The sequence below is a fragment of the Ferdinandcohnia jepli genome, assembly GCF_047246645.1.
GTDB lineage: Bacteria > Bacillota > Bacilli > Bacillales > Bacillaceae_L > Ferdinandcohnia.
Genome location: NZ_JBFOKR010000007.1, coordinates 40,146 through 60,850, shown reverse-complemented (window position 1 = coordinate 60,850; position 20,705 = coordinate 40,146). Strand labels below are relative to the sequence as shown.

The window sequence follows — 20,705 nt, the reverse complement described above, 5'->3', positions numbered from 1 at the left end:
AAAACTCAACTCATTTTGAGTCAAGTTTATAATAAAGACTAATATGCTGAAGCTTTTCTGGATTTCGAACCATATAGATGGTATGAATATAATTGTCTTTTTGGTCAAAGCAAATTACACTTTCTATTTCTCCCGCTACCATTAAAAGAAGTCCTACTTGCCCCTCAACTCGTATTGGTTCAACTGTATATTCACTATCGTTTCCGAACTTCTTCACCAACCCAAAAATAAATGCCGCTACTCTGTCCTTAGATTGAATAGGTACTAAAGCTGCCTTTACCTTTCCTCCACCATCTGAATAAAGAACTGCATCCTCACTTAATAAGCTGAGAAGATGTTCCATTTGTCCTGTCGATGCTGCAATAACAAACTGGTGAACCAGTTGTTGAAGCCTTTCATTTCCACTCCTATTTTCAACAACCTTATAATCTAGCTTTTTATTAGCCCTACTAAAAATCTTTCTGCAATTCGTCTCTTCCTTATTCACCATACTCGCAATTTCTTGATAATCAAATTCAAATACTTGTCTTAACACAAATACCGCTCGCTCAATAGGGCTTAGCTGTTCCATCAATGTCTGCAGTGCATAGGAAACCTGGTCCTTTTGTAATACTTTCAAGATTGGGTCATTTTTTCCATGTGTGACTACCGGTTCCGGCAACCATGGCCCTGAGTATAATTCTCGTTTCTTTTTAGCCGATTTCATATAATCAAGCGACTTGTTTGTAACCATTTTACAAAGATATGCTTTTGGATTGCTAACCGTTTGAAAGTCAGCCTTCTCCATTCCCAGAAGAACATCGTGTAAAATATCTTCTGCCTCAGTAATCGTCCCTGTCATTCGATAAGCAATTGAAAAAAGCAATGGCTTATATTGTAGATATAAACTTTCATCTAACATTCTCCATCACACCCTTTAACTAGATTCCAAGATAGTCTCCGCAACTTGAACCGCACTATTAAAACTGGCATCGACCAGCATGCCTTCTCCTCCTACCCAATCACCAGCAAGGTAAAGTCCTGGAATGTGTTTGACACTATGAGTAGGCCTACCCAAAAGTCCACTTTTATCTGCCTTAACAGCACTATGGGAAACTGTCATTCTAGGAAGATACCTTTTATAAATAACAAAATTCTCCCATCCAGGCTGTATCCGATCCATGAAATCTACTAGCTCTGTTAGAACTTGATCTTGGTCCTCTATTCCAGAAGCACTCAAATATTTCATTACGTGTACGACGTGATTTTTCCCATCATAACTTAACTTGGTTACATTTGAATGATTGGAATAATAAAATGGTTGCTCCAAACCCAGAGCAAAATGAATATTGCGTAGTGGTAGGCTACTTAAAATAAGATCTAAACATGCTACTTTAACTGGCTTAAGATTTTTAAAAGTATCAAAATCTACTGGATTTCCGTATTCTCTGAGCAATGCAGTAACCTCTTGTGGACTTACAGTAGATACAATATTTTTAGTATCAATAGGATCTCTACCTTGTGTAAGGACCTGCATGTTTGGAAAGACACCTTTGATTTGTTCTACCTTTGCCCCTGTTAAAAATGCAACTCCATACTCCCTTGCCTTCTCTTTTAATGCACGTATCATTGTTTGCCAACCATCTTCAAGGTAAATTGCATTCCCTAGTTGAAGCTGCCTTAACGCAGCACCAGCACTTATTTCATCAATATCATTACTATAAGTGGCTAACCGAATAAGCATTTGAATAAATTTCCTTACTTCTTCACTCTTTATATTATGATTGAGCCATTTACTTAATCGCACTGATTTCATACTAGATGTATCGATTTTCTTATAAGTTGTAAAAAACCGGAGCGCCTCTTTTTTACCATTCCAACTAAGCATTGGGCTAGTTAATAGTTTAAGTGCGTCACCCGGTAAATCATATACATTTTCCTTATCTACAATTTTACCACTAGTTGGGACCTTTCCACCTTTTACTTCCAGTTCCAGTTCAGTTAACACTTTATATGCAATTCCTTTCTCGTAAATCGCATGTGGACCTAGATTTAAATAAGAGCCGTGCTTTTCAATTGTCTGTCCTCTACCACCTAGTTGTTTAGACTTCTCTAGTACAAGCACCGCTTTCCCCGAGCGCGCTAGAAATGTTGAAGCAACCAAACCCGCAACACCGCCACCAATCACTACACAATCCCAAACCTTGTTATCCACTACCATTTCCCCTTTCTGTTTTTACACACAAGACGATTTGAGATGGTGGATTGTGACATAAAATAAAAAGTTTTCATATTAAAATATACCGGCTGTGCTTTTACTTTTCATTACGCAAAAAGCGTGTGTTCTATAATAACGAACTCACGCTTTTATTTCCGCACTGGGAATCTTATTTAAAATAACCCGGTAATGTAACAATTACCATTAGTAAAAAGATGATCATTATATAGTTTACAGAATATAAAAAGTTCCATCGCGCCCATTTTAGGTCATCTTTTATGAATAGACCATAGACGGCAAGAAGGAACCAACCTACATTAAGGATGGTTGCTAGTACAATAAAAACTGTGCCTAATTGCGTTAAAAAGAATGGTAAAGGCAATAAACACAAAACATAAAACACTATATGTTTTTTTGCTGTTAAAAAACCCTTTGTAACCGGAAGCATCGCTACTCCTGCTGCCTTGTATTCAGCATGCTTTCTCATCGCAATTGCATACGTATGAGGCATCTGAAAAATAAACAACAGTAAGAATAAAATGGCAGGAACAGTGTGGAGGCTACTTCCGACTGCAGTCCACCCAATTAAAGGAGATACAGCACCTGAAATACTACCAATAATGGTATTAAAGGTGTATCTTCTCTTTGACCACATTGTGTAAAGAACTACATACGTAAACCAACCAATGAACGTATATATTACTGCCTCTGTTGTAGTAAAAAATAATAAAATAAATCCAACAGCAGTTAATATAATACCCAATAGTAAAACAAATCGCAGTGTAAAATGCCCAGTCACTGTGGGTCTTTTTTTTGTTCGTTCCATTACTGTATCTATATCAACATCAAACCAATTATTAATGATCAGTGCTCCCGCCATAACCATTGTACTTCCCAACATGGTTAGTAAAAAGACTCCCCAGTAATCCACAATTGAGACATTAAAGAAGTAGATCGCTAACCAAAAACCTGAAAATACGGGAAGTACATTTGCAAGTAAGACACCTGCTTTTAGTAAGGATTTAATATCTGCAATAAGTAATGATATCTTTTGTTTACCTACTAGAGCAGATGCCATTTCCTTATTCATACTCATAACCTCCCTTGATACGAACATTACTTGTCAGTGTATATTTTATAACAAATTGCTATTCATAGATGAGATATTCCTCACACCTATATTGACTAAAGCTATGAAATAGATCAAGCATAATTTACCAGGTCATTTTTTTAGTAAAAGCGAAACTAATTAATATTTACTTCGTATATATAGTAGAATAGAAAGGAAATACCTATCTATTCTAGTTAATCATACACCACGGAGGTAAATAAAAACATGAAAAAAATTCTTGCAGCTATAGTAGCACTATCCCTTATCCTTTCACCAGTTGGCAACTTTGTTTTTCAAGATTCTACAACAACCGTTGAAGCAAAAGGGTACAAGTCAGGTAAAAAGAGTTTCAACAGTAATATAGGTAACCAAAATAAATCCAATTTCCAACAGAAAAAAAACACAGATACAACTACTACGAATAAGTCGACTACAACAACACCAAAAGGTGGACTTATGTCTGGTGGATTAATGAAAGGCCTAATGCTTGGTGGACTTGCTGGTTTCCTATTTGGCGGCCTGCTGTCTAATATGGGTGTACTTGGTTCTTTCTTTGGATTAATGATTAACATTATTGCTATTTATGTTCTTTTCTCAGTTATTCGTAAAATTTTCAATCTAGTAAGGAAAAAGAAAAACGAGGAAAATTCATGGAGAAACTAATTCTTTCTGAACAAGAAATTATTAACGCTATTTGCGTATATATTGGCTTGAAGAAACAAGTAAAGCCAGAAGAAGTTGAAGTAGAATTAATGTATGATGATGACTATGGCTTTTCAGCGGAAGTATTTGTACAAGACCGAAAACAAGTACTCATCATGGCTAACTTAATTGAAGCAATCAGGCTATGGCTTGGAGAATTCCTAAACAGAGATCCTTATGCTGGTATAAAGCTTGTACTAGATGATAACGAAGGAATAATCGCACATATAAAGTGAAACTTCAATAAGTGGGGGTTTTGTTCATCCCCCACTTATTGTTAGTCACGCAAAGCCTGATTGATTTTTCTAAGGGCTAAAGCCCTAAGAAAAACCTGATCTCACCAATCGGGGTGTTAGCGTCCGTTATCTCCCCCTAAACGTCTTCGTTTCACATCACGTTTATAGGTGGGAGTATTACGGACGATTACACCGGGATAAACTAACTAATAGCAAAAGCTCATCTCCCCAAAAGGAAGATGAGCTTTTATTTTTAATTTGCAATATACAATAGATTTTTTCCATTTTCTTTTGCACGGTATAGTGCTTGATCGGCAACCTTTTTAAGTGAATCCACCGTTGGTCCATGCTGAGGATACATGCCTACACCCGAACTAATTGACACTATTATTTTCTCATCACCCAGCAAAATGGGATGGTTTTGATAATAATTTTTCAAGTCAGCGTATAACTCTTCGACGGTTCGATCAATACGAGATTTGATAAGTATCATAAATTCGTCTCCCGCATAACGATATCCCTGTATATCAGGACCGCTTATTGACTTGATTCCGTCAGATAATGTCTTTAAATATAAATCACCAATGTCATGTCCATAGTTATCATTCATTTGTTTTAGGTTATCTGAATCTATCATCATTAATGTGAGCTTATCTTTTCCACTTTGGATTAGCTTTGCTAAATCCTCATGGAAAGCCCGATGATTCTTTAATCCGGTTAATTCATCAGTTCTTGACATTTTATAGATTCTTTCATATAAACGTGCTGTTTCAATGGAATTAATAACTTGGGCACCTATCATTTGTAATAAATCTTCATGTTCTTTGCGGTAGGCAAAGTCTCGGAAACTTTGTGCAGAGATAACACCCTTCACTTGGTCATCAATTACCACAGGGACAAATAAACAGGAACTTGTATCCTCTTCCCCTTCACCCATTTTTGTATCATATTCAAGAGACTGACTCTGCTGTTTTAAATGAACAATCTCTCTTGTCTTGATAACCTTTGAAGTATAGTTCTCGCCAAATTCAACTGTACTTGGTGGAGCCAGCTCTCCGTTATCCATTATAAAAATCAATTGTACTTGTGTATCTCCCTCATCATATAGCGCAATATAAAATGAGTCAGTTGGCATTACCTGAGAAACCATTTCGTAGGATTTTTGAAGTAGGATTTTTTCATTTAACGTTTTACTACATATTTGAGCAAACTCATGCAGTATTCGATAATGCTTATTCATCCAGTTCATATTTTCTATTTGCTCATTCATTTCATGAAGCTGTCTTAAAACTTTATCTGTAGTTACTTTTTGCTCTTCATTGTAAGCTTCATTTTCAAACAAATCACATATTTCTGGCGTGATAAGACTCTTCTCAGTCCCTACTTTTTCAAGCAATTCACTAATTTTCTTCAGCACATTTAGATTTCCTTTACTTTGGACCACTTTCTCCATTTGTAATCACTTCCAAAATTAGAGTTCATTTGAAAAATCTAGCTACTTTTTACTTTTGAAAAAACGAGTGGCGTCTCCCACTCTTATAGATTCCTAATCTATTATTTTAACAGGCTGTTATATAGGTAAATATTACCATATTAATCTTTACTAAAGTATAAAAAAAAGACTAATCCTCTACCGATTAATCTGCGTTTCTTCTAATACGACTTATCTCGGCAACTGGCTGGCATATTCTAAATTGATTTTAGCCCCTATAGTTTTGCGTCTCCATTTTTCAATGAATTTGCCCTACTTTATTCTATTATCAAACTAAAGTGTTCTTTAGGTTTACTATAATTATATTTCTTATTTTAGTCTGGGTCAATTATAACCGTATAGGAAATATAACTCGATGCCGACTTATTCCTAAACAATATTTTTAAAATATGGGCAAGATTATTGAATTATTTGCCGATTCATGTATAATTATGCCGAATTGAAATTATTTTAAACAGATAAATAGTAGAGAAGGGGGTCGCCATGAGTAATATACCTATTATTCAATTTAAAGGTGTAACAAAACAATATGATTCTGATCAACCCGTCCTTGATAATGTAAGTTTTGAATTTGAACGAGGTAAGTTCTATACGCTTCTAGGTCCTTCTGGTTGTGGAAAAACTACCATCTTGCGTTTAATTGCCGGATTTATTGAACCATCTCAAGGAGAGGTTTATTTTAATGGAAAGAAGATTAATTCAGTTCCTGCTAATAAACGTCAAGTAAATACTGTATTTCAGGATTATGCTTTATTTCCGCATCTAAATGTATTTGAAAATGTTGCATTTGGATTACGAATTAAGAAATTAAAAAATACTGATATTGAAGCTAAAGTTAAGGAAGCACTTAGCTTTGTTAATCTAGCAGGATACGAAAAACGAGAAATCAAAGAAATGTCCGGTGGGCAGAAACAGCGTGTTGCAATTGCCCGTGCTATTGTTAATGAACCAGAAGTAATTTTACTAGATGAGCCGCTATCAGCACTTGATTTGAAGCTACGTACTGAAATGCAGTATGAACTAAGAGAGTTACAGCAGCGCCTAGGGATTACCTTTATTTTTGTTACTCATGACCAAGAAGAGGCACTTGCCATGTCGGATGAAATATTCGTTCTGAATGAAGGCCAAATCCAACAGAGTGGCACCCCAACTGACATATATGACGAACCAATTAATCGCTTTGTGGCTGATTTTATTGGAGAGTCGAATATCGTTAAAGGGAAAATGCATCGAGATTTCCTAGTTGAATTTGTCGGTAAAACATTTGACTGTGTTGACCAAGGATTTAGTGATAATGAGCCGGTGGAAATAGTAATACGTCCTGAAGACTTAGAAATCACAACATTAAATCGAGGAAAACTTCAGGTCGAAGTAGACTCCCAGTTATTCCGTGGGGTTCATTATGAGATTTGCTGCTTTGATAAAGACGGAAATGAATGGCTGGTACATTCCACTAAAAAGGCTACCGTTGGGGATGAAATTGGACTTTATTTTGATCCTGAAGCTATTCATGTTATGCGTCTTGGAGAGACTGAAGAAGAATTCGACCGACGTTTAGATGCATATACGGATGGGGAAAGCCATGGAAAATAGGCTTACTCGTAATCTATATATCATCCCTTATGCATTGTGGATTGCCATCTTTGTCATTGCACCAATTTCTCTCGTACTCTACTATTCCTTTTTTGATATAGAGGGAAATTTATCATTAATTAATTATAAGACGTTTTTTACACCAATCTATTTAAAAATGACACTTAGCTCATTTTGGTATGCATTTTTAATAACGGCTATTTCTTTAGTTGTTGCATATCCAACAGCATATTTATTAACAAAAACAAAGCACAAGCACCTTTGGTTATTGCTACTAATTGCTCCGTCATGGATTAACTTGCTTTTAAAAGCCTATGCATTTTTAGGAATCTTTTCAACCTACGGAATAACAAACAGCCTTTTAGAGGTCCTGGGTATTGGTTCGCAGCAATTACTATTTACTGATTTTAGCTTTATATTTGTTTCAGTTTATATTTTTATTCCATTCATGATATTACCAATTTTCAATTCATTAAATGAGTTGAATCCAAGTCTAGTTGATGCTGCAAGTGATTTAGGTGCTTCACGCTGGACAACGTTCCGAAGAGTTACTTTTCCATTAACCATTCAAGGTGTAAAATCAGGATGTCAGATTGTATTTATTCCTGCCTTATCACTGTTTATGCTTACACGACTGATTGCCGGTAACAAGGTAATCACACTCGGGACAGCTATTGAGCAGCAATTCCTTGTCACACAGGATTGGGGCCTGGGCTCTACAATAGCCGTATTCCTAATCATCTTTATGGTGTTAATTATGGTTGCAACTGGTAACCGTAAGAAAAGAGGTGCGTAATATGAATAACAGACTTTCGATTTCATCAAAAGCATATTTGGCAATCATCTTTTTCATACTTTACGCTCCCATTTTCTTTTTAGTTTTCTATTCTTTTAACAGTGGCGGAACAATGAATGATTTTGAAGGGTTTACACTTGATTGGTACAAAGAGCTCTTCCAGGATACAAGACTACTTATAATTGTGCTTAATACAATTGTTATAGCTCTACTATCAGCACTAATTTCTACTATAATAGGTGTTCTCGGAGCGATTGCCATTCACTCTGTAAAACGAAATCAAACTCAGAATGCTCTGTTATCTCTTAACAATGTGTTAATTGTTAGTCCTGATGTAATTATTGGTGCTTCTTTCTTAATATTATTAACGTTAGTTGGCATTAAGCTCGGTTTCTATTCAGTGTTACTATCTCACATTGCATTTTGTATACCAATTGTTGTACTTATGGTTCTTCCTAAATTAAAGGAAATGAGTCCAACTTTACTCGATGCAGCTCGTGATCTTGGTGCTAGCCGTTGGGATGTTTTCACTAAAGTTATTCTTCCGTATATTACACCAGGGATTTTTGCTGGCTTTTTTATGGCTTTAACATATTCCTTTGATGACTTTGCGGTTACCTTCTTTGTAACCGGAAACGGTTTTACAACACTATCTGTTGAAATCTATTCATTAGCTCGTAGAGGAATTGCGTTAAATATTAATGCATTATCCACTTTATTGTTCGTATTTACAATGATCCTTGTCATTGGATACTACTTTATCTCACAACGTAGTAATGTTAAAGGATTGGGGGTACGAAAATGAGTAAATTAGTTCGTGCTTTCTTAGCAATAAGTATTGTTTCAGGAGCCCTTCTCTACCTTATCCACCACTTAAATTCGTCACAAGGCCTATCAGGCGGAAATACCCTGACGATATTTAACTGGGGTGATTATATCGATATGGAGTTAGTTGAACGTTTTGAAGAGGAAACAGGCATTAAAGTAATCTATGAAACCTTTGACTCTAACGAAGCAATGATGACAAAAATTGAACAAGGTGGTACAACCTATGATATTGCTGTACCGTCAGAATATATGATTGATAAAATGCGCCAAGAGGATTTACTTATACCGCTTGACCATTCAAAACTACCTAACTTAAAAAATATTGATGAGCGATTTATGGATCTTCCCTTTGATCCAGGAAACCAATATTCAGTTCCTTATTTCTGGGGTACGGTTGGGGTTGTCTATAATCCTACAATGCTTGATGGATTGGAAATTAAAAGTTGGAATGATCTATGGGACCCCGCTCTTAAAAATGAGATTTTGCTTATCGATGGTGCAAGGGAAGTTATCGGAATGGGTCTTAATAGTTTAGGTTACTCCCTAAATGATACAAATACCGAGCATCTGAAAGAAACAAAAGAAAAACTCATCTCCCTGAGTCCTAACATTAAAGCAATCGTTGGAGATGAAGGTAGAATGCTGCTCGAAAATCAAGAAGCCTCAATTGGTATCGTGTGGTCTGGAGTAGCATCAGAAATTATGTGGGAAAATGAAGATTTAGAATATGTTGTTCCGATCGAAGGATCAAATCTATGGTTTGATAACATGGTTATACCAAAAACAGCGAAGAACATTGATGCTGCCCATCAATTTATTAATTTTATACTGGATGCTGAAGCTGCAGCCCAAAATACAGAGTATGTTAGTTACTCTACACCGAATAAAGAAGCACTTCAGTATATGCCTGAAGAAATGGTTAACGATGAACGTTTTTATCCATCACCAGAGCTAACTGAAAGGCTTGAAGTATACGAGAATTTAGGTAAAAAGAATTTATCTATTTATAACCAAATCTATTTAGAGTTTAAGATGGCACAAAATTAAATTAGAAAAGCCCAAGGCGCCCGCCTATCGGCGACAAGCATAAGACAAGCGCTGACAGAAGGTGCTTTTTACCTTCCGAAGCGATTGGCTTATGACCTCGAGCCGATGGCGCCTGAAGCTAGACACCAGAAACTAAGTTGAAAATTACATACATTCTAAACTGTTAAAACAAAGTAGCCAGCCCTAAGTCACGGGCTGGCTTTTCTAGTTACTGCTCTTTACTTACTGCTTTATCTTTTTCAAGTAGCACAATTAATCCTGGAAGTAAGACACCACGAATTAAGAATGTATCCAATAATATACCTACTGCAACAATAAACCCGAAAACGAATAATAATTGAATAGGCTGTGTCATAAGAACTGCAAAGGTAGCAGCCAGGATTAGACCAGCTGATGAAATAACTCCACCTGTATTAGCTACCGCAATTTCTACTGCTTTTTTAACAGAATGTTTTCTTCGTTCTTCTTGGAATCTAGAAATTAACATGATATTATAGTCAATTCCCAACGCAACCAAGAACACAAAGGAATATAGCGGAACCCGATTACTAATAGTTCCAATATCAAAGAATAAATCTGTCAGGAACATACCTAATCCTAATGCAGCCAGGAATGAAACTAAGATGGTCCCCATCATATAAATCGGCATCTTATAGGACTTCGTCAGAAATATTAACATAATAAATATCAATATAGTTTCTAATACCACAATTAATATAACATCTCGATTATTTACATTCCGGTCGTCTACTTTTTTCGGTGTTTCTCCTGCAAAATAGAGGGTACCTTCGACATCAGCATTCTTCAAAATGTCTTCTGAATTAGAGATAATTCCCTCCATCGCATCAATGGTTTCGACATCATATGGCCCTTCTTCAAATGTTAGGCTATATGAAAGGACTCTACCTTCATCTGCAGTATTGGTTAATCTCACACTACTTACAAGCTCTTGATTTGATAATTCAGCCTGTAGCGCTTCTTGTTGAACAGGTTCAGGTGTTTTCTTTGCTTCAAATAACACAGTTGTTGGTGCAAGGTCACCCTTTTCAAACTTTTCCTCAATTATTTCATAACCTTGACGAGAAGGCATGTCCTCGGGAAATGATTTCATTGTGTCGAATTCATAAGTTAGGTTGAACATATTTAGAGCTGATACAAGAAGAATTACACCTACTACCGAAACAGATAACACTGGTTTTCTAACGACAGTGCGGCCAACCTTGCTCCAAAGAGAGCTATCCTTTACTTGATCTTCTCCAACCTTCGGAACTTTTGGCCAGAATGACTTTCTACCAAAAAGAGCGAATAATGCAGGAACAAGAGTAATCGATGCTGCCATTATCACAACCATCGTTGTAGCAAAGGTTGGAGCGAAGTTTTTGTAATCTCCGAACTCTGCAAAGAATAACACTAACATTGCCGCTAAAACCGTACCACCTGAGAAAAATACAGGCATTCCAGTTTCCCTCATTGCTTCCCTCATCGCTTCAAACTTATTCTCATGCTTCTTCAGTTCTTCGCGGAAACGTGAGAACACAAATAGCGAATAATCAATTACGGCAGCAAATAAGAGAATCGACATAATTGATATGGTTTGGTTGCTCAATAACAATCCTGCTTTTCCAAAGATGCCTAGAAGCTGCATAACTACCTCATACACAAATACAGCCGCTAATAATGGAATAAGTGCTAGTAATGGTGAACGGTAGATAACAATTAAAAGAATTAAAATAAGACCAACCGTTGATAAAATAAGAACTAAATCTGCTCTTGAGAATAAATCAAGTGAGTCAGTACCGATTCCCGCCGGCCCCGTCACATATAACGTTACTCCAGAATACTCATTTACAATGTCAATTATCTGATCCTTAGAATCTCTAATCTCTTTCGTTTCTAACTCTGAACTAAAAGCGATTGGAATAATAGCTGTTGTTTGATCCTCAGAGAAAAAACCCGCAGCTGCTTGTGGTGGTAGTTCTCCGAGTGCAATTATTTGTTCAACACCTGGAATTTTCTCTCCTTCAATATCATTAAAAATAGTCAAAAGTTCACTAAATTCAAGTTTCCCATTTTCGGACTGAAATACTAAGATTCCAGGTGTACCATCGTCATCCTTAAAATATTCATTCACTTTATTTTGTGCAATTACTGACTGTGCATCTTCCGGCAATGAATCAATTGTTGTTACTTCATAATCCTTTGCATTTGGAGCAAATAACGCCAACACCATTGTAATGACCAACCATGCTGCTAGCGTTATCCACATCCCCTTTTTAGTAGACACTCGATCAGTAACTGCTTGTAAGAAATTCTTCATTCGTTATATCCACTCCTAATTTAGCTATTTGCTGAACATCAGCATTAAAATGTGACACAAGTGTCACTTTTGATTAAAATAATAATTGACACTGTTACCAAAATTATTATCTTTCAAAAGTAACAGATGTGTCAATTATTATTCATTATAAATTCCATGACTAATTATTTCCTTTATTGAGTTAACCCACTCTGAATGCGGCACTTCAAAGTGATTGGGGATTACTACTGACTGAAAGATATAACCTAAAACTAAAGAATCAGGTATGGACTGTTTTAGTACTTGTTCTCTCCTACCTAGCTGTATAAAATTCTTAAGGCTATGATACATATCTAGATGTAGCTTCTCCAGTTTCCTCTTGTTTTCTTGAACCTTCTTATCCTTATGTGTCGGCACATGCTTTCCTAATTCAATCAATTGTTGTATTGCTGGATTTTTAAACATATGGTCAATTAGAAAATGTAACTGTTCTTTGAAACCACCGACTGTCTCAATTGCCTCAAGACCTGTAAGAAATTTATTCATCTCATACAACATATACTCTGTAATCAGCACATCTTTGTTATCAAAATATTTATAGATTGCACCACGAGATACCTGCAGGCGCTCTGCCAGTAAGCTAAAGTTAAACCCATCATAGCTGTGTTTTAATAAAATTTCCTCTGTAGCTTGATACAGATCATCTGTAGTGAATTTTCGTTCACGTGCCATTCTTCTCCCCCCGAACCGCACAGTATTAAATGGTTCATTATATTCTTTTATACATAGATTTTAACGACTAGGCTTACGACGGGTGACCAATTCTGGATTTTTTCTCGTGTTGGGCTTTCATCGGGCTTATGAGTGACCTCGGAATTTTTCTTCGCTCTGGGCTTTCATCAGGATTATGAGTGACCTCAGCACGACCTTCCCCTTCGCTCAGGGCTCTCATCTGCCTGATAAGTGATCCCACTAATAATTTTTCATTTTCGCTAGTCCCTCACAAACACCTAGGCCTATCAACTACAAAAATCAACCTATCAATTCAATCTTCGCCACTGCCTCACAGTGAACAGTTTGAGGAAACATATCTACCGGTTGTACTTCAACCGTTTTAAATCCTCCATCCTCCAAAATTCGTAAGTCTCTTGCAAGAGTAGCTGGATTACAAGACACATATACGACTCGCTTTGGTTTCATTTCAATAATAGTCTGTAGTAAGGCTTCATCACAGCCCTTTCGAGGCGGGTCAACAACAATGACATCTGCTTTAATCCCTTCCTTTTTCCAATTAGGGATAATTGTTTCTGCCTCACCTACAGCAAATTCCGCATTCTCTATTCCGTTTAATGCAGCATTTCTTTTTGCATCTTCGATTGCTTCAGGGACAATTTCAACTCCGTATACCTTTTTCGCTTGTTGAGCTAAAAATAGTGAGATTGTTCCAATTCCACAATATGCATCAAATACCGTTTCACTACCTGTTAACTCTGCATACTCTAACGCTTTATCATAAAGTACCTTTGTTTGCTCTGGATTTACTTGATAGAAAGATCGTGCAGAAATAGCAAACTTTATAACACCAATGTTATCGTAAATATACTCTTCGCCCCAAAGAACAGTCGTTTCATCGCCAAATATGACATTCGTTCGCTTTGGATTAACATTTTGAACGACTGATTTAACATTAGGAATTTGATCCACAATTTCAGAAATGATTTTTTCTTTATTCGGAAGCTCCTTTGTCCTTGTGATTAGAACAACCATCACTTCGCCTGTCACAAGACCATAACGAGCCATAATATGACGGAGCGTACCTTTGTGGTTTTTTTCATCATAAGCTGGAACCTTATACCTATCACAGATTGACTTTACCTTTTGGACTACTTCATCGTTTTTTTCTTGTTGAATTAAACAGGCTTCCATATCAATAATTTCATGACTTCTTTGTTGGTAAAAACCAGCTACAAGTCCACCTTCTCTGTCTGCCACTGGAACTTGCGCCTTGTTTCTGTACCGCCAAGGGTGCTCCATACCAAGAACTGAATGAACTTTTAAATCAGACAATTTCCCAATACGTGTCAGTACCTCTTGTACTTGTTTATGCTTTGCAACCATTTGTCCTTCATAGCTCAAATGCTGTAATTGGCAGCCTCCACACTCTTTAAACACGGGACAAGGTGCATCAACTCTAAACTTACTTTTCTCATAGATTTCTATCAGACGACCAAATCCATACCCTTTTTTAACTTTGATTACTTTGATTTTCGCACGTTCATCCGGCAGCCCATCTGGCACAAAAACAGGGAAGCCATCTATTTTGGCTACACCCGCACCGTCATGTGTGAGATCCTCGAACGTGACATCATAATATGTATTTTTTTCGATTGGTGGATTTACTGTTGTCATTATTATACTTCCTTTACGTTCAAATGCTGAGACGATTGTATCATATGTAGGATATCGTTCGCCAATTTATACAATACATAACTATCCTATTAGCTAAAAAAAATCTGGCAGTTAGCCAGATTTTTCGTTACATTTGTACCGCTTTATCTTTAGAAACAAGTACATCTATATGCTTATAGAGGTTAACGAATTCCCCCGGGAGAAGCCCCCCATATTCACCGTCTAAGTTCAATTGCATTTTCTCTGTAGGGTTCACCTTAATTCGATTCGCTTTTGTATATAATACATGCGGGTCATTAATATGCTCTCCACGAATTGCAAGTGTCGCAACCTTAATAAAGTCCGCTAAATTTGCCTTTTTTAGAATCAAAAGGTCAAACAGCCCATCATTTAAAGATGAATCTGGTGCTAGCTTTTCAAAGCCACCTACTGAGTTTGTTAATGATACTAGGAAAAGCATAACTTCTCCTTCAAACAACTTTCCATCGTATTCGATGCTTACTTCAGTAGGTTTTATGGAAGGAAGCATCTCCATTCCTTTTAGGTAATAAGCAAGTTGTCCCAGCATCGTCTTAAGCTTGCTTGGGACTTCATAGGTTAGTTCTGTTAGCCTACCTGCGCCGGCAATATTAATAAAATATTTATCATTCACTCTGCCAATATCAATAGGAACCGATAGACCATTTACAAGTACATCACAAGCACCCTCAATATTACGCGGAACTCCTATAGCACGTGCAAAGTCGTTTGTTGTCCCAACTGGTATGATTCCAAGTGTTGGACGATACTCCTGTTCAGCCAAGCCATTAACAACCTCATTTATCGTGCCGTCTCCACCCGCTGCAACAACAAGATCATATTTTCTTTCAACAGCAATTCGAGCCGCATTTGTTGCATCTCCGGCCCCTGTTGTCGCATGACAAGAAGTCTCATAACCAGCTTCTTCCAGCCTCATTAATACATCAGGAAGGTGTCTCTTGAATAGTTCTCTACCTGATGTTGGATTATATATAATTCTTGCTCTTTTCATAACCATCATCCTATTTTAGATATACATTCAGTCTATATTCCATCTTTTAACATCATAGCCTATCCTTCAATTTTTATCAATTTTGCAACTAGTAAATTAAACCAATTTTAAACTTCTACTTGCTAATTATACTATATTCAGAACTTGTTTTATTAGCATCTGCTCTCATAAAAATACTTAAATAAACACTTAGAAACGCCTGGTATGATACCAAGCGTCCCCTCTACTTATTTTCCCACTCTGTTGCAAGTAAACTATACGTAACCAAGTCCTCATAATGGTCATATAACCATTGTCCCTCACGTATGATGTTCTCGGCCCTAAAACCCATTCTCTCTGGAATCGCTCTGCTTTTTACATTTCCTGCTGCTACTTGTATTTGAACACGATTCAATCTTAATTCATTAAATAAATATCCAAGTAATGCTTCTATACTCTGTGTAATTATACCTCTTCCTTGTGCTTCCTCTGATAAAAAATAGCCAATACTTGTAGATTTATTTTTCCAATCAATATAATGTAGACCAATCATTCCAACGAGTTTACTATCATAACGAATTCCTGCATCAAACCCATTATTATCTGCATAATAATTTAACCAGATTGGGATAATCGGAGTAAAATCGTCAGGTGACTTTCGTTTATCAACCCATAATAACCACTTACGCAGATGCTCTCGATTTGAATCTATTAACTCAAATAACTCTTCTTTATGATGCTGTTGCAAAAGCTCTATGGAAATTTTATCGTTCACTTTAAATGAAAACATATCCTTTTCCCTCAAATCTACATTTTTTCGACTAGATTTACAGAAACAGAATCACAATTCAATATTGATAGCTGATATGTTCCATCCCCTAGCTTCAGAGTGCCTTTATATATATTGCTTTGGTCTCCATACACTTCTTCACTATTATTGCTTTCTGGCCTTGTCAGTTCATCCCAATTTATCGTTCCATTTTGCAAGTCACTATTTGATGTGGCGGATAGAAGAACATTATTTTCCTTACTAACATACACGTCTACATGACCCCCTCCGTCAACTACCCAATGATTTTCAACAGACCCCGGATAAAGTGATATTCGGTTATGCTCACCTCTTACTTCAAGTCGTACAGAAGCCGGTATTACGATTGTTGGATCCAACGTTGTGTAAGTATTGAAAGGACCAGAATGATTGGAAGGATCCTTTATAGTTATGTACATCGTTTCACCAACAACCTTAGTAAATACATAATCATTTTTACTAGCTATAACTGGCTTTCCCTTTGGGTCAACAGTTGCTTGATATGTACCAAACACATGAAGATTACTAGTCAAAGAACTCTCTATTTTAGTCGATGAGCTATTTGTTTCTAGTACAATTCGTTTTATTGTAGTTGGCAGCTGCTCTTCTACCTCAGGCAAATCAATTGTCCGATGCTCTGCTCCGAGAAAAGCTTGTACTTCATCAACCAAACCCGTTGAGGCCAACAAAGTAAAACCAATTCCTATCGTACCGATAATTCCTACAAAGAATATACTTAGTAAATCATATTTTACTATCGGATGTTCTTGCTTTGACAAAAATAGATATAAAACAATTTCAATCCCTAGGACTACAAGAATGAGAGGCCACCATACAAGCAGTGGCTCAAACATTTGGGTATCTCTTAACTGTGAGAGAAACAATAATATACCCAGCATTATTAAAGAAAGTCCCATAGACACCGAACCAACACGCCATTTTCTCATTACGCACTCTCCTTCCGACTTTTACTTCCAAAGATAAGCTTCAGTCCCCCACCAATTAATAAAATACATAAGATTGCACCTTGGAAGTAGTTATAATAAAAGTGAGAAAGATTGAATCCAAATTCGAATTCTAGCATTGGGCTAATAGCCGGTACTACAATACTGTCAAACATATAATAAAGACCTAATGCCAGTAAACCAATTCCGAACCATTTCTGATGGTTGACAATGTAAGAAATCACAGGGATATCTTCAATTTCCTCTTCTCCGTGCTTTGAAACCTTCTGAAGTGCATCGAAAAAGCTATAAAACCAGATGATCGGAATTAAGAAGAGAAACAATGATAATCTAAGAACATCCAGTATATAAATTGCGAATAAAAATGCCGCCATTAGCTGGATGCCTCGCCTTTGTAGTCCTAAGTACATATGTCCTGCACCTGGAAAAATGGAAAGGATGGTCGCAAGAGTTTTACTTTTCTTTCCCTGTTCACGGCGTGTTTCTTCGAAATCTTCCAGTATTGTTTTATCTACTAATTCTTCACCACGTTGTTTTTTTGACACTAACTGTATGGCATCGAACATAGTAAACACCCAAATTACAGGCAGGATACCCAGAAATACCATGAATGCTCCTTGATCCGTAAACGCGGAAATAAATATAACCATTGTCCCTAGTCCGAAAAATCCTGTTAAGAACGTTAATCCCCGATTTATTAATCCAAGCTGAAAGTGACCTAATCCAGGAATAAATGAGAGTAAAATGGTATAAAAACGTTCGGATTCATCTGTTTTCACTTCACTCAAACCAGTAGACTCAACAGTAGCTTCATGATGATTCGAAGTATGTTTACTGACCTTAGATCGTCTTAATAAAAAGAGAATCATGTCAAACACACTAATTACGGTTACAAAGAAAGCAATTAAAAATCCGACTAAGACGGCATCTCCTAAGTACCCCCCGATTGCATAGAGAAATATACCAAATAAAACTGGCCCTACTGCTCCTGCTCCATATATAAATCCTCTAAATTTTCGATTTACATAAAAGTGACCAACACCCGGGATAAACGTTAGAAAAAATGCCAGTATTGGATTAAAATTCATTTTTGCCCCTCCTTTTGTTTTCCTTCAATTATGTCAAATAGTGATAATGCCTTTTCCATTAATCCCTCTGAAACAGGTTTTTCTTGTCTTGCGTCTGAAGAGGCTTCTACAGTTGATACAATCCCGGTTACACTTTGGAAGAATCCGCTTGTCATTAGAATAAAGGTAACTGCTGCTGCAACTCCATAGTGAAAAATCGGACTTTGTAAATCCAATTTCTTCTGCTTCTGTTTCTTCTTAGGGAGATTACGTAACGTTTCATCCGTAAATCCTTCATTCTGAATAATTGGTAATTCCTCAGCTTTGTCTTCGAGCAAGTTCATATACACTTCTAAACATTGGTCACATAATAAAAGATGTTCTTCCATTTCTTCACGCTTTAGCTCAGGTATTTTGTCATTTATATACGCCAGCCACTCATCTGTGTTGTAATGCTTCATGAAAAATCATCCTCCTTCCAATGTCTTCTCATCCAATTTCTTGCCCGGTATAGCTTTGTCTCTACCGTCTTTACTTCAACCTGTTGTTCCTCAGCTATTTGTTGATAGCTTTTTTCTGATATGTAGTAGGCTTGAATAACCTCCCGATAATTAGCAGGCAAATCTTGCAATCGTTCTTGCACTAGTTTCCTTTGTTCCTTACGTAAAAGAGGGACTACTATATTTTCTTCTGATTGAGAGAAGGTTGATAGGTCGTCTGGTTCAAACACAGTTTCATTTTGTCTCTGCTTTTTTCGTTTCACATCGATTGCATGATTAATCGCAATTCTTGTCATCCATGATTTAAAACCTTGTGAACTATACTCGGGGAGAGCATAATAGATTTTTAGAAAAACCTCCTGTGTAGCATCCTCCGCATCCTTTTCATGCCTAAGAATAGGATAGATTACTCGAAACAGGGTATTCTTGTATTTTTCAACGAGTAAGCGAAACGCATGTTCATCTCCAGCTTTCACCTTCTCAATTAATACTTCATCTTGGATGTTGCTCCCCCCCTTTCTCTTTCATCTATACTAATAGACGAATATTCTTTTAGTAAACCCTACACTTTTTTCAAAAAAATAAAGGCCGGACGTTTTTTCGTCAGACCCTATCATTCTATTTAGTTAAAACCCTCTAAAACGATTGCTCCTCCGGTGTTGGCTATTACTACTTCACCAATAGGGATATCAAATTCTTTTATAACTGCCTTTAAAGCGGTTAAATTCCCTTCTGATTTATCAGCTCCAGAAAGATATATAGTAAACCCCAGACATTCCTGCCCGCTTAGATCCTTTCCATAACAAAAAATCGAGCTATCGTTCAAACCCTCCCGATATGAAAAACCTAATTTCTTTATTTCCTTCTCCATTTCAACAAGTGTAGACTGATACTTTTCTTGCAATGCCAAATTCACAAAATGGATATCCTCCGCTAAAGCTGATGTAAGTTTTTCATAACTCGTGATGTCCGTTACATTATAGTAAAATGTTAACGATTCAGTTTTGTCTTTATAAGGGTAATCGATGAGTAGATTGTAAACTAAAAAATCCTCTTTTAGATTCTCATTATATTCTTGTAAAATAGCAAATATCTGATACAAGTCTTTTAGCGACTGTTCATTATTTAACGAAATTGTTCTTTCCGATACCACACTTACCTCTAATTCTGTAGACGCTGTACGATCTTGAGCTCTGCTAAAATTCACAAGGGCATACCCCAACTGATTAAGTTCTGCCCTATATTTACTTTCAAATGCTTGTCCAATTTCGTAAGCTTCTGCCTGCTTTTTATAATCGTCTCCGACTACCTCAGACTTCATTATCCCATCTAATAGTATGTCGAACTCAAAGGAGGGTTCCTTTTTGCTTTTTACTATATACGTACGGTCTCCCATATTGCCTTCATTTTTACTCTCTCGATAAATGAACTCAATTTCTTCTACATCATATTTGGTTTGAACATACTCTCTTACTAGTTGATCAATTTCTTCTTGTGATTCACATCCTGTTAGAAATAGAAAGCATGATATCAATAAAATCAGATAAATGTACCTCAAAGGAAATATTCTCCATTCTATATTTTCTGATTCAACATTATCGAAATCTCTCAGTAACGTCTATTAAATTTTTACGCCATATTTCGACATT

Annotated in this window: 20 protein-coding genes and 1 riboswitch; of the genes, 6 read left to right on the top strand and 14 right to left on the bottom strand. The window is 36.6% G+C overall.

The window, feature by feature from the left end:
• Window positions 1-10: 10 nt before the first annotated feature.
• The 3 genes from AB3M96_RS08770 to cyoE all read right to left on the bottom strand — a co-directional run bounded on the left by AB3M96_RS08770 (window position 11) and on the right by cyoE (window position 3,287).
• Entirely contained in the window at window positions 11-901 is an 891-nt protein-coding gene (locus tag AB3M96_RS08770; protein WP_412967213.1) for an RNA polymerase sigma-70 factor, read from the bottom strand.
• Between the two features lie 15 nt (window positions 902-916).
• The gene (locus tag AB3M96_RS08765) at window positions 917-2,194 is read right to left on the bottom strand and encodes a phytoene desaturase family protein (protein WP_412967212.1); all 1,278 of its coding nucleotides are present in this window, start codon (window positions 2,192-2,194) and stop codon (window positions 917-919) included.
• A gap of 172 nt (window positions 2,195-2,366) precedes the next feature.
• A complete protein-coding gene (gene cyoE / locus AB3M96_RS08760) occupies window positions 2,367-3,287 on the bottom strand; it encodes a heme o synthase (RefSeq protein WP_412967211.1) in 921 nt (306 codons plus the stop codon).
• 246 nt (window positions 3,288-3,533) lie between these two features.
• Here cyoE and AB3M96_RS08755 point away from each other — a divergent pair, with 246 nt between their 5' ends.
• Together AB3M96_RS08755 and AB3M96_RS08750 are read left to right on the top strand one after the other, a co-directional pair.
• Window positions 3,534-3,971 (top strand): hypothetical protein, encoded by a 438-nt coding sequence (locus AB3M96_RS08755; RefSeq protein WP_412967210.1) that lies wholly within the window; start codon window positions 3,534-3,536, stop codon window positions 3,969-3,971.
• Window positions 3,959-4,246 carry a YxcD family protein gene (locus tag AB3M96_RS08750; protein ID WP_412967209.1) on the top strand — a complete coding sequence of 96 codons (288 nt, stop codon included), beginning with the start codon at window positions 3,959-3,961 and terminating at the stop codon, window positions 4,244-4,246. The genes AB3M96_RS08755 and AB3M96_RS08750 overlap by 13 nt, the downstream gene beginning before the upstream one ends.
• 253 nt (window positions 4,247-4,499) lie before the next feature.
• On the opposite strand, the gene AB3M96_RS08745 is transcribed toward AB3M96_RS08750, so the two are convergent.
• On the bottom strand, window positions 4,500-5,699 hold the full coding sequence (locus AB3M96_RS08745) for a sensor domain-containing diguanylate cyclase (protein ID WP_412967208.1): 1,200 nt from the start codon (window positions 5,697-5,699) through the stop codon (window positions 4,500-4,502).
• Between the two features lie 214 nt (window positions 5,700-5,913).
• A riboswitch (cyclic di-GMP riboswitch) is annotated at window positions 5,914-6,000 on the bottom strand.
• 221 nt (window positions 6,001-6,221) lie between these two features.
• Between AB3M96_RS08745 and AB3M96_RS08740 the strand changes: the two genes are divergently transcribed.
• From AB3M96_RS08740 to AB3M96_RS08725, 4 genes are read left to right on the top strand one after another with little or no spacing between them, the layout of a single operon-like run.
• Window positions 6,222-7,331 (top strand): ABC transporter ATP-binding protein, encoded by a 1,110-nt coding sequence (locus AB3M96_RS08740; RefSeq protein WP_412967207.1) that lies wholly within the window; start codon window positions 6,222-6,224, stop codon window positions 7,329-7,331.
• Window positions 7,321-8,127 (top strand): ABC transporter permease, encoded by an 807-nt coding sequence (locus AB3M96_RS08735; RefSeq protein ID WP_412967206.1) that lies wholly within the window; start codon window positions 7,321-7,323, stop codon window positions 8,125-8,127. The genes AB3M96_RS08740 and AB3M96_RS08735 overlap by 11 nt, the downstream gene beginning before the upstream one ends.
• Window position 8,128: 1 nt before the next feature.
• On the top strand, window positions 8,129-8,932 hold the full coding sequence (locus AB3M96_RS08730; protein WP_412967205.1) for an ABC transporter permease: 804 nt from the start codon (window positions 8,129-8,131) through the stop codon (window positions 8,930-8,932).
• On the top strand, window positions 8,929-10,002 hold the full coding sequence (locus AB3M96_RS08725; protein ID WP_412967204.1) for an ABC transporter substrate-binding protein: 1,074 nt from the start codon (window positions 8,929-8,931) through the stop codon (window positions 10,000-10,002). The genes AB3M96_RS08730 and AB3M96_RS08725 overlap by 4 nt, the downstream gene beginning before the upstream one ends.
• A gap of 208 nt (window positions 10,003-10,210) precedes the next feature.
• Here AB3M96_RS08725 and AB3M96_RS08720 read toward each other — a convergent pair whose 3' ends face one another.
• The 10 genes from AB3M96_RS08720 to AB3M96_RS08675 form a co-directional block, all read right to left on the bottom strand.
• Window positions 10,211-12,319 carry an MMPL family transporter gene (locus AB3M96_RS08720; protein WP_412967203.1) on the bottom strand — a complete coding sequence of 703 codons (2,109 nt, stop codon included), beginning with the start codon at window positions 12,317-12,319 and terminating at the stop codon, window positions 10,211-10,213.
• A gap of 138 nt (window positions 12,320-12,457) precedes the next feature.
• Window positions 12,458-13,030, bottom strand: coding sequence for a TetR/AcrR family transcriptional regulator (locus AB3M96_RS08715; protein ID WP_412967202.1), 573 nt, complete (start codon window positions 13,028-13,030; stop codon window positions 12,458-12,460).
• Window positions 13,031-13,330: 300 nt separating this feature from the next.
• Window positions 13,331-14,707 (bottom strand): 23S rRNA (uracil(1939)-C(5))-methyltransferase RlmD, encoded by a 1,377-nt coding sequence (gene rlmD / locus AB3M96_RS08710; RefSeq protein WP_412967201.1) that lies wholly within the window; start codon window positions 14,705-14,707, stop codon window positions 13,331-13,333.
• Window positions 14,708-14,834: 127 nt separating this feature from the next.
• Window positions 14,835-15,737, bottom strand: coding sequence for a diacylglycerol kinase (locus tag AB3M96_RS08705; protein WP_412967200.1), 903 nt, complete (start codon window positions 15,735-15,737; stop codon window positions 14,835-14,837).
• Window positions 15,738-15,960: 223 nt separating this feature from the next.
• A complete protein-coding gene (locus AB3M96_RS08700; RefSeq protein ID WP_412967199.1) occupies window positions 15,961-16,506 on the bottom strand; it encodes a GNAT family N-acetyltransferase in 546 nt (181 codons plus the stop codon).
• Window positions 16,507-16,523: 17 nt separating this feature from the next.
• Window positions 16,524-17,471 carry a hypothetical protein gene (locus AB3M96_RS08695; protein ID WP_412967198.1) on the bottom strand — a complete coding sequence of 316 codons (948 nt, stop codon included), beginning with the start codon at window positions 17,469-17,471 and terminating at the stop codon, window positions 16,524-16,526.
• Window positions 17,471-18,577, bottom strand: a complete 1,107-nt coding sequence (locus AB3M96_RS08690; RefSeq protein WP_412967197.1) for a hypothetical protein — start codon at window positions 18,575-18,577, stop codon at window positions 17,471-17,473. The genes AB3M96_RS08695 and AB3M96_RS08690 overlap by 1 nt, the downstream gene beginning before the upstream one ends.
• On the bottom strand, window positions 18,574-19,017 hold the full coding sequence (locus tag AB3M96_RS08685) for an anti-sigma factor (protein WP_412967196.1): 444 nt from the start codon (window positions 19,015-19,017) through the stop codon (window positions 18,574-18,576). Before AB3M96_RS08685 ends, AB3M96_RS08690 begins: the two co-directional genes overlap by 4 nt.
• Window positions 19,014-19,532, bottom strand: coding sequence for a sigma-70 family RNA polymerase sigma factor (locus tag AB3M96_RS08680; protein ID WP_412967195.1), 519 nt, complete (start codon window positions 19,530-19,532; stop codon window positions 19,014-19,016). Before AB3M96_RS08680 ends, AB3M96_RS08685 begins: the two co-directional genes overlap by 4 nt.
• 146 nt (window positions 19,533-19,678) lie before the next feature.
• Window positions 19,679-20,614 carry a hypothetical protein gene (locus tag AB3M96_RS08675; protein WP_412967194.1) on the bottom strand — a complete coding sequence of 312 codons (936 nt, stop codon included), beginning with the start codon at window positions 20,612-20,614 and terminating at the stop codon, window positions 19,679-19,681.
• Window positions 20,615-20,705: the final 91 nt, after the last annotated feature.